The following is an 11,717-nucleotide window of genomic DNA, read 5'->3' on the forward strand; positions in this document are numbered from 1 at the left end:
GCTTACGACTCGGTAGTTGAAGCCTTCAGCGAACAGCTCTCGCACCGGCCGAAGATCGCGAAGTGCTTCATGTCGGTGTCGAAGCCGAACTGCTCGCGCAGCTTGGCCGTGAAGTCGGCGGCCACCGACAGGTCGGCCTCGATCACGTTGGTGCAGTCCCGGCAGACCAGGTGGATGTGGTGGTGCCGGTCGGCCAGGTGGTAGGTGGGCGCCCCGTGCCCGAGGTGGGCGTGGCTGACCAGGCCCAGCTCCTCCAGCAGCTCCAGCGTGCGGTACACCGTGGAGATGTTGATCCCCGACGCCGTCTTGCGCACCTGGCCGAGGATGTCGTCGGGGGTCGCGTGTTCGAGGGTGTCCACGGCTTCGAGCACCAGCTGCCGCTGGGGTGTCAGCCGGTAACCACGCTGCCTGAGGTCGCTCTTCCAGTCAGTGCTCACCACACCCACGAGTCTAGGACTACTTGAAGAAAGCGATCCCGTCGTCCGGCATGTCGTCCGGCAGGGCCTTGGCCCAGCGCTCGACGTCCTCCGGGGTGACGACCTTCTTCAGGTGCGCCGACATGTACGGGCGCAGCTCGACCTCGGGGGTCTGCTTCTCGCCGACCCACATCAGGTCGCTCTTCACGTAGCCGTACAGCCGCTTGCCGCCGGTGTAGGGCTGAGAAGCCGCCGTGCGGGCCACGGCGTCCGTGACCAGGTCGATCTGGGGCTTCTGGTCGGCCAGCTCGCCGTACCAGATCTCGATGACGCCGTCGTCGCGGGTCATCGTCACCTCGACCTTGCGGCCCGCGTCGATGCGCCAGAAGCCGTGCTCGGACTCCAGCGGGCGGACCTTGTTGCCGTCGTTGTCCAGCACCCAGGTGTGCGACTCGTACTCCAGGAAGTCGCGGCCGTCGTGGGTGAAGGAGACCTCCTGGCCGAAGTTGCACTTCTCGGCACCGGGGAAGTCGTGCACGCCCGCGCCGGCCCAGTCACCGAGCAGGAAGGCGAGGGGGACGAGGTCCTTGTGCAGGTCGGACGGGATCTCGATCATGAGCGGTACTTCCTGGCGTCGGTGATCAGCGCTGGCCCTGGTACAGCTTCTTCACGGTCAGACCGGCGAAGGCGAGAACGCCGACGCAGACCAGGACCAGCAGGGCTTCGAAGAAGATCTCCACGGGGTGCTCCTTGAGCGGGGGGCATACGACAGGGCCGCCCCCAGCTTACGCGGCCCACCTCGGCTCTTCTCGCCGGACTCCGCCCACGAAGGCGGCCCACGCGGGCGCGGCGAACAGGAGCGCGCCGCGAGCGGGGTCCTTGCTGTCGCGCACGGGGACGAGGGGGAGGCCGGGGGCGACCTCGACGCACTCGCCGCCGCTCGCGTTGCTGTAGCTGCTCCTGCGCCAGTCGGCGGCGCGGAGGAGGTCGTCGGAGACCTCGACGCAGTTGCCGCCGTCCTGGTTGCTGTAGCTGCTCTTGCGCCAGGTGATCGTGCTCAGGTCGATGGCTCGCATGGCGCTTCCTCCAGCCTCCGCTCGATGAACTCCCGCGACTCGCCCGGAGACAGGGCCGCATCGCGCACCCGATCGTATCGGAGCTGGAGCTGGTCGACCGCCGTTGTTTCCTGGACCAGTTCGCCCGAGTAGCCGGTCTCGACCCAGGCGACGATCCGCCCCGCGCCGTGCAGAAGCATGGTGTCGGTGTTGGTCAGTGCGTGCAGCCCCGCCGTCCAGGGGACCACCTGGACGCTGATGTTGGGGCGTTCCCCCATCGCGACGAGATGGCGCAATTGCGCGTGCCACTCAGCGGTGCTGCGCAGTGAACTGTGCAGCACCGTCTCCGAGAGGATGGCCCGGAACTGCGGCCCGCCCGCGGTCAGCAGCGGTTCACGGCGGCCCATGCGCGCCGCCACCTGCCGGTCCAGCTCCACGCCCGTCAGTCCGCCCTGGCTGAGCAGCTCCGCCGCGTACTCCGGCGTCTGGAGCAAGCCCGGCACGATGCTCGGCGAGTACTGCCACATACTCACCGCCTCGGCCTCCAGGACCATGTACCGGCGGTACCGCTCCTTGAACTGCGTCGGGTCCGCCACCGCCAGCTCCCACAGCGTGAGCAGCATTCCGCCCGTGCCGTAGTACTGGTCCAGCGCCTCCACGATCTCCGGACCGCCCAGCGTGTGGCCGTTCTCCATCTTTCCGAACTGGGACGCGTCCCAGCCCACCGCCTCCGCCATGCCCCGCAGGGACACCCCCCGCCCGTTCCGGAGCAGCCGCAGCTCCTCCGCGAACCGTGCCCTCGGTTCCTGACTGCGACCCGTGATCGCCCTCCGCTGCGGCACCGCGCCCCTCCCGGCTGTGGAATTTGTGGAATTTGGAGCGCCCGTTGTGGCACTAGCGGCCGTTCCGGGCTTGGCGACCCCCGCCGTGGGTCATGCTCTTACTGCCCACCACTACGCAGAGTAGGGCAACTGTCGCATTCCGTACAGACGTTGACGTAAGGAGCGGACCCTTGAGAACAGAACCGGCCACCTACGAGCCCGGCACCGTGCTCTACGACACCGCCGCCGCCAAGGTCGGTGAGTACCGGGGCCGCAGCGGGGCGCGCGTGATGCTCCGGCCCCTCGGCGGCGGCCGGGAGTGGGAGGCGGAGCCGGCGGCGCTGCGCCCGGCGACCGACCGGGAGCGCCTCGCGGCGAACCTGCGGGCCGCGAACGACCGCACCCTCACCGCGCCCCCGGCCCCCGGCGGGTTGGAGCGGCCACCTCTGCCGGTGCCGGACTGCGAGGCGTGCGCCTGGCTGGCCGGCCGGCGGGAGGCCGCCCGCACGGCGTTCGACCACAGCGCGGTGACGGACGCGAACGTCCTGCTGCGCGAGCACCAGCGCAAGGAGCACCAGGGATGACGTACGACGGCGGGCTGCCCTACGAGGAGTGCAGGCGGGCGCAGCGGCTCGCCCCGCGGCGGGACCGTGCTCCCCTCTCCCCCGGTTTCGCGATGCCGCCGTTCCACCCGGACCACCCGCCGAGGCCCGTGCCGCCGAGGCGTGCGTCCCGGCCCCGGCGGTACGTCCGGCTGGACGGCGCCACCGTCAGCGGCCTGCTGACCGTCCTGTGCGTCGCGACGCTGCTGGTGACGATCACCTTCGCGGTGTGACGCCGCCCGCGCGGGCTACGCTTCCGGCATGGCGAAGAAGCTCGTGATCAAGGTGACCGCGGGGGCCGATGCCCCCGAGCGGTGTTCGCAGGCGTTCACCGTGGCGGCGGTGGCCGTGGCCAGCGGCGTCGACGTGTCGCTGTGGCTGACCGGTGAGTCCGCGTGGTTCGCGGTGCCGGGGCGCGCGGCCGAGTTCGAGTTGCCGCACGCCGCGCCGTTGCCCGACCTGCTGGACTCGCTGCTCGCGGGCGGCCGGGTGACGCTGTGCACCCAGTGTGCGGCCCGGCGGGACCTCACCGAGAAGGACGTCATCGAGGGCGTGCGGATCGCGGGCGCGCAGGTCTTCGTGCAGGAGGCACTGGCCGACGACACGCAGGCACTCGTCTACTGACGCCTGCCGGCGGCGCACTCGATTCCGCTTCACGGCGCGGCCGAGTGACACGTTTTGTCACTCCGTCGCGGCATGCCGTCGGTGCGTCGCGGGTCGTATTCTTCTGGGGTGAGCACCGAGCCGCCCCCGTCTCCCTCCCCGTCGCTGACCGAGCGCCGCAAGGCCGCAACCCAGCTCGACATCGCGCACGCGGCGGCCGAACTCTTCGTCTCCCGGGGCCCGGACGCCACGACGGCGGAGGAGATCGCCCGGCGCGCCGGGATCGCGCTGCGCACCTTCTACCGCTACTTCCGCTCCAAGCAGGACGCGGTCGGTCCCCTGCTGACGGACGGCGCCGACCGCTGGCGCGGGCTGCTGGAGAGCACGGCGCCGGGGACGCCGCTCGGCCCGGCGCTGCGGGCCGCGGCGGAACGGGCGCTGGCGGTGCCCGACGCGCAGGCCGCCGAGGCGCTGCTGCGCACCCGCGGGCTGCTGCGGGCCGCCGGGGACGACCCGGCGCTGCGGGCCGTCTGGTACCGCGTGAACCAGGAGTCGGAGGAGCGGCTCGTCCCGGTGATCGCGAGCCTGGTGGGCCCGGCGGAGGGGGGCGCCGACGCGCAGGTTGACGAGGACGCCGGTCGGCTGGAGGTGCGGCTGGTGGCCGCCGCCGCCACCGACGCCATCCGGATCGCGATGGAGACCTGGGCCGGCACGGAGGCGGGGGCCGAGGGGCCCGGCTCGCCGGCCGATCTGGCGACGCGCTGCCTGGAGCGCCTCCTCGGGGGCCTGGACCGCGCGTAGCCGCCGAATGCGGGGGGGGCTGCCCGGGAGGCGGCAGCTAGGGGCGGTCCTGGCGGCGGGGCGGCTTCTTGCCGTCCAGTTCGTCCCACCACTCGTCGGACTGGGCGTCGCCCGACGGGTCGTCCCACCAGCGGTCGTCGGGACCGCGCCGGTTGGCGACCATCGCGGCCACCGGCGGGATGACCATGGCCACCACGCACAGGCCGACGGCCGCCGGGACGGACCAGATGCGCACGACCCCCCAGGCCAGGACGAAGAGGACGATGCAGATCCCCATCATGGCGAAGTAGACGTGCCGCCGCCTCGCGTACATACCTCCAGCGTAGGCCCGGCATCCCCGAAATGCCCCGACATGCCGGAGGGCCGCACTCCAGGTGTCCAACCCGGTGGGTGCGGCCCCTCGGCCGTCGCGCGGTGCGCGCCGTTGCCTGCCGTCAGACGGCGATCGCGACCTCCGCGAGGCCGCCGTCCTGGGCCACGACCGTGCGGTCGGCGGTGCCGCCCGGGACGAGCGCGCGCAGGGTCCAGGTGCCCTCGGCCGCGTAGAAGCGGAACTGGCCCGTCGCGGAGGTCGGGACCTCCGCCGTGAACTCGCCCGTGGCGTCCAGCAGACGGACGTAGCCCGTCACCGGCTCGCCGTCGCGGGTCACCTGACCCTGGATGGTGGTCTCACCGGGCTTGATCGTCGAGGCGTCGGGGCCGCCGGCCTTCGCTCCGCACATGTCGTTACTCCTGAGGTGTTGGGAAAGGTCGGTCGGATGCCGTACCGGTCGTGCCTACTTCGCGGCGCCGAGCTCGATCGGCACGCCGACGAGGGAGCCGTACTCGGTCCAGGAGCCGTCGTAGTTCTTGACGTTCTCCACGCCCAGCAGCTCGTGCAGGACGAACCAGGTCAGGGCCGAGCGCTCACCGATGCGGCAGTAGGCGATGGTGTCCTTCGCCAGGTCGACCTGCTCGTTGGTGTAGAGCTGCTTCAGCTCGTCGTCCGACTTGAAGGTGCCGTCGTCGTTGGCGTTCTTCGACCACGGGATGTTGCGGGCGGACGGGACGTGGCCCGGACGCTGCGACTGCTCCTGCGGCAGGTGGGCCGGGGCGAGCAGCTTGCCGGAGAACTCGTCGGGCGAACGGACGTCGACCAGGTTCTGCGCGCCGATCGCCTGCACCACGTCGTCGCGGAAGGCGCGGATCGCGGTGTTCTGCGGCTTGGCCTTGTAGTCGGTGGCGGCGCGCTGGGGCACCTCGTCGCCGGCGACCAGCTCGCGGGCGTCCAGCTCCCACTTCTTGCGGCCGCCGTCGAGGAGCTTGACGGCGTCGTGGCCGTACAGCTTGAAGTACCAGTACGCGTAGGACGCGAACCAGTTGTTGTTGCCGCCGTAGAGGACCACGGTGTGGTCGTTGGAGATGCCCTTCTCCGACAGGAGCTTCTCGAAGCCCTCCTGGTCGACGAAGTCGCGGCGGACCGGGTCCTGGAGGTCCTGGGTCCAGTCGATCCGGATCGCGTTCTTGATGTGGTTCTTCTCGTAGGCGGACGTGTCCTCGTCCACCTCGACGATCGCGATGGTCGGGTCGTCCAGGTGGTCCTGCAGCCAGTCGGCGTCGACCAGGACGTCGCTGCGGCTCATGTTTTCTCCTCCGGGGCAGTTGCGGCGGGGCGTGCGGTGAGAGGGGGTGCGCGCTCGGGCCGGGCGGCGGCGTGGCGCGCGGGTGCCCGGGGCAGGCCGGGCGGGGGGGGGACGAGGGGGACATGGACGGCGTCGTCGCCGTCCGCCTCAGAAGGTGCGACAGAGCATGGCGGCAACGCGGCACAGGTCCACTGCCCGCCGCTTCGTGAGGTCCGCCTGACGCTTCATAGGTCCCGATCGTAGGGATTGAGGGCGGTCCATGTCACCGACGTGTCGCATAATGAGACACGATCGTCCGAGATGTGGGATGCGTGTCGGGTGCGAGGGGTCGCGGGAGTCGCCCGGACCGGGGACCGGCGTCCTCGCATCTGCGGTACGGACGGCGTCGTCTCGCCTGTCGGACACGGGCGTCGCCGGTCCGTACGGCACCGGCCTTCGTCCTACCCGGCCAGCTTGACGTTCGAACCCTTCACCGTGATCTCGACGCCGTCCTTCGCCGCTTCGACCTTGTCCAGCTCGATGCCGCCCGGCAGCTCGTCGATGGTCTGCTGGAAGTCGGTGATGGCCCGGATCCGGGACTCGGCGAGCTGCCTGCCGGCGATCTCCGGCAGTCCGTCGGCGACGACCTCGACGTCGTCGTCCTTGACCTTGACCGAGCTGAGCACCTGGAGCGGCTCGGGCACCTCGACACCGAGGACCGTGGCCTGCAGCGACACCTTGATCTTTCCGTTGCCGCCGTCGGAGAGGCCGACGACCTTGGCCGAGATGCCGGGGGCGATGTCCGTGGGCTGGGACTTGGTGGCCTTCATCAGCTCGTCGTAGCCGACGGTCGCGGTGCCCGTGGCGGAGGCGGCGGTGGCGGAGCTGTAGTCGCCGGAGAACTCGACGCCCTTCATGTGCGCGCGCAGCTCGGCGATGCGGATCTTCTCCTCGCCGTTGCCCGTGGACGCTTCGTAGTCGTCGATGCCGACCTCGACGTCGTCCAGTTCGCCGCCGGCGAGCTGGGTGAGGAAGGGGAAGCCGTTGATGGCGACGTCCGGCGTCGAGGACAGGTTCTCGGTGCTGCGCAGCTTGTCCGCCGCCTCGTCCTCGGCGAAGTTGACGGCGACACGGTCGGCGATCACGAAGAGGCCGCCGAGGATCACGACGACGATCAACAGTATTCGCAGTGCGCGCATGCGGTGTTTCCCCAACCCTGGACGCTCGACGGCGGATCCGACGGCCGACGGCCGTCCAGCGCGAGCGTAACGCGGGCCGGCGGCACCCCCCGGGTTTTGTCGAACACCTGTGACAGGGGGTGCCGTACCGGCGCCGGACTCAGGCCAGGGCCCGGCCCAGGACGTACACGGCCGGGGCCGCCGCCGCGAGGGGCAGGGCCACGCCCGCCGTGAAGTGGACGAAGCGGGAGGGGTAGTCGTAGGCCGCGACCCGCAGGCCGATCAGCGCGCAGACCGCCGCGCCCGCACCCAGCAGCGCCCCCGGCGCCCCGAAGTCCGTCACCGAGCCGGCCGCGATCCCCGCCCCGGCCGCCGCGAGCAGCGCGACGACCACGGACGCCGGGGCCGGCAGCGGCAGGGCGCGCGCCACGGCGGCCACGGCCACCGCGATCCCGCCGACCACGACCGCGTCCGCGTCGGCCGCGAGGTACCCGCCCGCGACGACCGCGAGGGCCGCCGCGGCGATGGTCGCCATCAGGCCGTACATCCGCTCGTCCGGGTCGGCGTGCGAGCGGAGCTGGAGGACGAGGGAGAGCAGCACCCACACCCCGAGCGTGCCGAGGATCGCCGCCGGGGAGCGGTCCGACACCAGCAGCGCCGCGTCGGCGGCGAGCGCGCCCAGGAAGCCCAGCGCGATGCCCTGCCGGGCGGGCCACATGCCGTTCAGCCGGAACCAGCCCGCCGCGGTGACCGCCTGGAGGACGACGAGCGGGACGAGGAGGGCGTACGTGCCGAGCGCCGCCGCGCCGGACAGCAGCAGCCCGAGGAGCGCGGTGAGACCGGCCGGCTGCATGCCGGGGTCGATGATCGGCGAACGCCCCTCGGCCCGCGCCCGCTGCGCGTCGGTGATTCGCGTGTTCCCGGCGACGGTCGCCGGACCGTAGCCGGGCTCACCGGAGGCGGGGGCGGAGGGGTCCGGGGCGGGAGCGGCGGCGGCGGGCGCCGGCGGCGCGGCGGGCTCGAAGGGCTGCTGCGGCTGCGGCTGGGGCTGGGGTGCGTACGGCGGCTGGTACGCCTGCCCCTGCGCCGGATACGGCTGCGGCTGCGCGGTGTGCGGCGGCAGGTACGCCGTCTCCTCGGCGGAGACCGGCGGCTGCACCTGCGTCTCCCAGGTCTGCCCCTGCCACTGCTGCGTGTACTGGCCGGCGTTCGGGTCCGGTTGCTGCTCCCCGTATCCCTGCTGCTCCCCGTATCCCTGGTACGACTGGTACGGCTGCTGCCCGGGCCACGCCTGCGCGTCGTATCCCTCGTACGGCTGCTGCCCGTACGGCTGATGCGGCTGGTCGGTCATCGCTCACCCTCCTGCGAACGGCGGGAGCACCTCGACCGTGCCGCCCTCGGCCAGCCGTACCGTCTCATGCCCGCGGGTGCCCACGGGGTCGCCGTCGACGAGGAACGAGCAGCGCAGCAGTACGCGGGTGAGTTCGCCCGGGTGCCGCTCCCGCACCGCGCCGAGCGCGTCCGCGAGCGTCGCCGCGTCGCAGGGCTCCTCGGCCACCCCCGCCGCGGCCTTCGCGGCGGCCCAGTAGCGCACCGTGACCTTTGCCATCTCGTTCCTTCGTCGTCGGCGATGAACAACGCCAGGCTAGCCCGCCGCCGCCACCGCCCAGTCGCCGATGCGGTGCAGCAGCACCTCGTCCGAGGCGTTCTCGGCGTGGCCCATGCCGGGTTCCAGCCAGAGTTCGCCGTGTTCACCGGCCGCGTCGGCCAGCATCCGGGGGTGGTCAAGGGGGAAGTAGCCGTCCCGGTCGCCGTGCACGACCAGCAGTGGCGTCGGCGCGATCCGCGTCACCGCCTCCACCGGCGACAGCGGCACCGGGTCCCAGTCGCGGTGGTGGATGCGGGTACGCAGGCCGTAGCGGCCCACCAGGCGCCCGGCGGGGCGCATCACCAGCCAGTGCAGCCGGCGCATGGGCGCCGTGCCCCGGTAGTACCAGCGGGCGGGGGAGCTGACCGACACGACGGCGTCCGTGCCCGCCCCGGCGTCGCCGGCGTACAGCGCGGCGTGGCGCAGGACCACCGAGCCGCCCATGGAGAAGCCGACGGTCACCACGCGCGCGTGCCCGAAGCCGCGCGCCCACTCGACCGCCGCCGCCAGGTCCAGCACCTCGCGGTCGCCGACGGTGGACCGCCCCCCGGACGCTCCGTGGCCCCGGAAGGAGAACGTGACCACGGCACCGTGCCGCGCGAAGGCCGCCGCGATCCGCCGTACGTGCGGCCGGTCGGCGTCGCCGGTGAAGCCGTGCGCGACGACGAACACCAGGTCAGAGGGGTCGCGCCCGGCCGGTCCCGGCTCGTACACGGCGTCGACGGGGACACCGTCGGCCGTACGGAGGAAGGTGCGCGCGGGTGTGCGGCGCGGCGCTCCCCGGGGCGTCTCGGGATGCGGACGATTGGCTGGACCACGGGTGGAACCCGCCACACGACCCGGCGGTCGGTTGCTCATGTCGGCTATTCTGCTGGGCAGAGGACTCGGGCAACGTAGCCCCCGGGTCCTTTTGTGCTTTCGGGAGCGATGCCGGGCGGGCGCCCGGCGTTCACCTCCCGGACGCCACCAGTACGAAGCAGTGCCACAGACGTCCTCGCAGGGACCCAGGAGGAACCAGACGTTATGGGCGAGCGAACCGGGCACGACCACAAACCGTCCCAGGCAGGTGGGGCGCGATGAGTTCTCTGCTGCTCCTGACCAACGCCCTCCAGCCGTCGACGGAGGTGCTCCCCGCCCTCGGCCTGCTGCTGCACAACGTGCGCGTCGCCCCCGCCGAGGGACCGGCCCTCGTCGACACCCCCGGCGCCGACGTCATCCTCGTCGACGGCCGCCGCGACCTCCCCCAGATCCGCAGCCTGTGCCAGTTGCTGCGCTCCACCGGCCTCAGCTGTCCCCTGGTCCTCATCGTCACCGAGGGCGGTCTGGCCGCCGTCACCGCCGACTGGGGCATCGACGACGTGCTCCTCGACACCGCCGGTCCGGCGGAGGTCGAGGCACGGCTGCGGCTGGCCACCGGCCGCCAGCAGCTCGGCGGCGACGACTCCCCCATGGAGATCCGCAACGGCGACCTGTCGGTGGACGAGGCGACGTACTCCGCGAAGCTCAAGGGCCGGGTCCTGGACCTGACCTTCAAGGAGTTCGAGCTGCTCAAGTACCTCGCCCAGCACCCGGGCCGCGTGTTCACCCGCGCCCAGCTGCTCCAGGAGGTGTGGGGCTACGACTACTTCGGCGGCACCCGCACGGTCGACGTGCACGTACGGCGGCTGCGCGCCAAGCTCGGCCCCGAGCACGAGTCGCTGATCGGCACCGTCCGCAACGTCGGCTACCGCTTCGTGACGCCGGAGAAGCCCGAGAAGGGCGAGAAGAGCGAGAAGTCCGCGAAGAACGCCACGAACGAGAAGAACGCGAAGAACGCGAAGAACGCGGAGCCCGAGGAGTCCGGGAAGACGGCGGACGCGAGGTCATCCAAGGTGTGATACGCCCTGCCCGGAGCGGGTCCATCCGCGTAGACTCCGCGCGTGGCCAAGGTGACTCGGGATGATGTGGCGCGGCTGGCGGGGACTTCCACCGCCGTCGTCAGCTATGTCATCAACAACGGACCCCGGCCGGTCGCCCCGGCCACGCGCGAGCGTGTCCTCGCCGCGATCAAGGAACTGGGGTACCGGCCGGACCGGGTCGCCCAGGCCATGGCATCGCGGCGCACGGACCTCATAGGCCTGATCGTGCCGGACGCCCGCCAGCCGTTCTTCGCGGAGATGGCGCACGCGGTCGAGTGGGCCGCCTCCGAGCGCGGGAAGATGGTGCTCGTCGGCAATTCCGACTACGTCGGCGAGCGCGAGGTGCACTACCTGCGCGCGTTCCTGGGCATGCGGGTCTCCGGCCTGATCCTGGTCAGCCACGCGCTGAACGACAACGCGGCCGCCGAGATCGACGCCTGGGACGCCCGGGTGGTCCTGCTGCACGAGCGCCCGGAGGCCATCGACGACGTCGCCGTCGTCACCGACGACCTGGGCGGCGCCCAGCTCGCCGTACGCCACCTCCTTGAGCACGGGTACGAGTACGTCGCCTGCATGGGCGGCACCGCCGAGACCCCGTCCGTCGGCGACCCGGTCTCCGACCACGTCGAGGGCTGGAAGCGCGCGATGAAGGAGGCCGGGCTCTCCACCGAGGGCCGGCTCTTCGAGGCGCCGTACAACCGCTACGACGCGTACCGCGTGGGCCTTGAGCTGCTCTCCGGGCCGCAGCGTCCGCCCGCGATCTTCTGCTCCACCGACGACCAGGCGATCGGCCTGCTGCGCGCGGCCCGCGAGCTGCGCATCGACGTCCCCGGCGAGCTGGCGGTCGCGGGCTTCGACGACATCAAGGAGGCGGACCTCTCCGATCCGCCCCTGACGACGGTCGCCTCGGACCGGTCCGCGATGGCGCGGGCCGCCGTGGACCTCGTCCTGGACGACGGTCTGCGGGTGGCGGGCTCCCGGCGCGAGCGGCTGAAGGTGTTCCCGTCGCAGCTGGTGGTGCGCCAGTCCTGCGGCTGCGCGTAGGCACCGCCCCGACGCCTCGCCCCGACGCCTTTATATCGGGCATACGAGGT

Annotated in this window: 17 protein-coding genes; 6 read left to right on the forward strand and 11 right to left on the reverse strand. The window is 72.0% G+C overall.

The features are described from left to right. Window positions 1-2 precede the first annotated feature (2 nt). From ACIQFU_RS30895 to ACIQFU_RS30910, 4 genes are all read right to left on the reverse strand, one after another. Window positions 3-440, reverse strand: a complete 438-nt coding sequence (locus ACIQFU_RS30895; RefSeq protein ID WP_381666539.1) for a Fur family transcriptional regulator — start codon at window positions 438-440, stop codon at window positions 3-5. 16 nt (window positions 441-456) lie between these two features. After that, window positions 457-1,032, reverse strand: coding sequence for an FABP family protein (locus ACIQFU_RS30900; protein WP_402555876.1), 576 nt, complete (start codon window positions 1,030-1,032; stop codon window positions 457-459). Window positions 1,033-1,201: 169 nt separating this feature from the next. After that, window positions 1,202-1,492 carry a DUF397 domain-containing protein gene (locus ACIQFU_RS30905; RefSeq protein ID WP_402555877.1) on the reverse strand — a complete coding sequence of 97 codons (291 nt, stop codon included), beginning with the start codon at window positions 1,490-1,492 and terminating at the stop codon, window positions 1,202-1,204. Beyond that, complete coding sequence (locus ACIQFU_RS30910; RefSeq protein ID WP_402555878.1) at window positions 1,474-2,313, reverse strand: helix-turn-helix domain-containing protein; 840 nt, start codon at window positions 2,311-2,313, stop codon at window positions 1,474-1,476. The genes ACIQFU_RS30905 and ACIQFU_RS30910 overlap by 19 nt, the downstream gene beginning before the upstream one ends. Before the next feature lie 170 nt (window positions 2,314-2,483). Here ACIQFU_RS30910 and ACIQFU_RS30915 point away from each other — a divergent pair, with 170 nt between their 5' ends. The 4 genes from ACIQFU_RS30915 to ACIQFU_RS30930 all read left to right on the forward strand — a co-directional run bounded on the left by ACIQFU_RS30915 (window position 2,484) and on the right by ACIQFU_RS30930 (window position 4,298). Next, window positions 2,484-2,876 carry a hypothetical protein gene (locus ACIQFU_RS30915; RefSeq protein WP_402555879.1) on the forward strand — a complete coding sequence of 131 codons (393 nt, stop codon included), beginning with the start codon at window positions 2,484-2,486 and terminating at the stop codon, window positions 2,874-2,876. Next, window positions 2,873-3,127 carry a hypothetical protein gene (locus ACIQFU_RS30920; protein WP_402555881.1) on the forward strand — a complete coding sequence of 85 codons (255 nt, stop codon included), beginning with the start codon at window positions 2,873-2,875 and terminating at the stop codon, window positions 3,125-3,127. Before ACIQFU_RS30915 ends, ACIQFU_RS30920 begins: the two co-directional genes overlap by 4 nt. A gap of 28 nt (window positions 3,128-3,155) precedes the next feature. Further along, on the forward strand, window positions 3,156-3,518 hold the full coding sequence (locus ACIQFU_RS30925) for a DsrE family protein (protein ID WP_003974797.1): 363 nt from the start codon (window positions 3,156-3,158) through the stop codon (window positions 3,516-3,518). A gap of 108 nt (window positions 3,519-3,626) precedes the next feature. Further along, on the forward strand, window positions 3,627-4,298 hold the full coding sequence (locus tag ACIQFU_RS30930; protein ID WP_402555883.1) for a TetR family transcriptional regulator: 672 nt from the start codon (window positions 3,627-3,629) through the stop codon (window positions 4,296-4,298). Window positions 4,299-4,335: 37 nt separating this feature from the next. Here ACIQFU_RS30930 and ACIQFU_RS30935 read toward each other — a convergent pair whose 3' ends face one another. The 7 genes from ACIQFU_RS30935 to ACIQFU_RS30965 all read right to left on the reverse strand — a co-directional run bounded on the left by ACIQFU_RS30935 (window position 4,336) and on the right by ACIQFU_RS30965 (window position 9,583). Then, on the reverse strand, window positions 4,336-4,611 hold the full coding sequence (locus ACIQFU_RS30935) for a DUF3099 domain-containing protein (protein ID WP_402555885.1): 276 nt from the start codon (window positions 4,609-4,611) through the stop codon (window positions 4,336-4,338). Window positions 4,612-4,732: 121 nt separating this feature from the next. Next, window positions 4,733-5,020: a DUF1416 domain-containing protein gene (locus tag ACIQFU_RS30940; protein ID WP_402555886.1), complete on the reverse strand. Its 288-nt coding sequence runs from the start codon at window positions 5,018-5,020 to the stop codon at window positions 4,733-4,735. 54 nt (window positions 5,021-5,074) lie between these two features. After that, entirely contained in the window at window positions 5,075-5,920 is an 846-nt protein-coding gene (locus ACIQFU_RS30945; protein ID WP_402555888.1) for a sulfurtransferase, read from the reverse strand. Between the two features lie 440 nt (window positions 5,921-6,360). Beyond that, entirely contained in the window at window positions 6,361-7,098 is a 738-nt protein-coding gene (locus ACIQFU_RS30950) for a DUF2993 domain-containing protein (protein WP_402555890.1), read from the reverse strand. A gap of 139 nt (window positions 7,099-7,237) precedes the next feature. Further along, on the reverse strand, window positions 7,238-8,428 hold the full coding sequence (locus ACIQFU_RS30955; RefSeq protein WP_402555891.1) for a hypothetical protein: 1,191 nt from the start codon (window positions 8,426-8,428) through the stop codon (window positions 7,238-7,240). Between the two features lie 3 nt (window positions 8,429-8,431). Next, window positions 8,432-8,686: a MoaD/ThiS family protein gene (locus tag ACIQFU_RS30960; protein ID WP_402555893.1), complete on the reverse strand. Its 255-nt coding sequence runs from the start codon at window positions 8,684-8,686 to the stop codon at window positions 8,432-8,434. A 36-nt stretch (window positions 8,687-8,722) separates the two neighbouring features. Next, entirely contained in the window at window positions 8,723-9,583 is an 861-nt protein-coding gene (locus ACIQFU_RS30965; RefSeq protein WP_402555895.1) for an alpha/beta hydrolase, read from the reverse strand. A gap of 218 nt (window positions 9,584-9,801) precedes the next feature. Here ACIQFU_RS30965 and ACIQFU_RS30970 point away from each other — a divergent pair, with 218 nt between their 5' ends. Further along, complete coding sequence (locus ACIQFU_RS30970) at window positions 9,802-10,602, forward strand: response regulator transcription factor (protein ID WP_402555896.1); 801 nt, start codon at window positions 9,802-9,804, stop codon at window positions 10,600-10,602. Between the two features lie 42 nt (window positions 10,603-10,644). Beyond that, a complete protein-coding gene (locus ACIQFU_RS30975; RefSeq protein ID WP_402555897.1) occupies window positions 10,645-11,667 on the forward strand; it encodes a LacI family DNA-binding transcriptional regulator in 1,023 nt (340 codons plus the stop codon). Window positions 11,668-11,717 lie beyond the last annotated feature (50 nt).

Source organism: Streptomyces sp. NPDC093065 (genome assembly GCF_044754585.1).
Classification (GTDB): Bacteria; Actinomycetota; Actinomycetes; order Streptomycetales; family Streptomycetaceae; genus Streptomyces.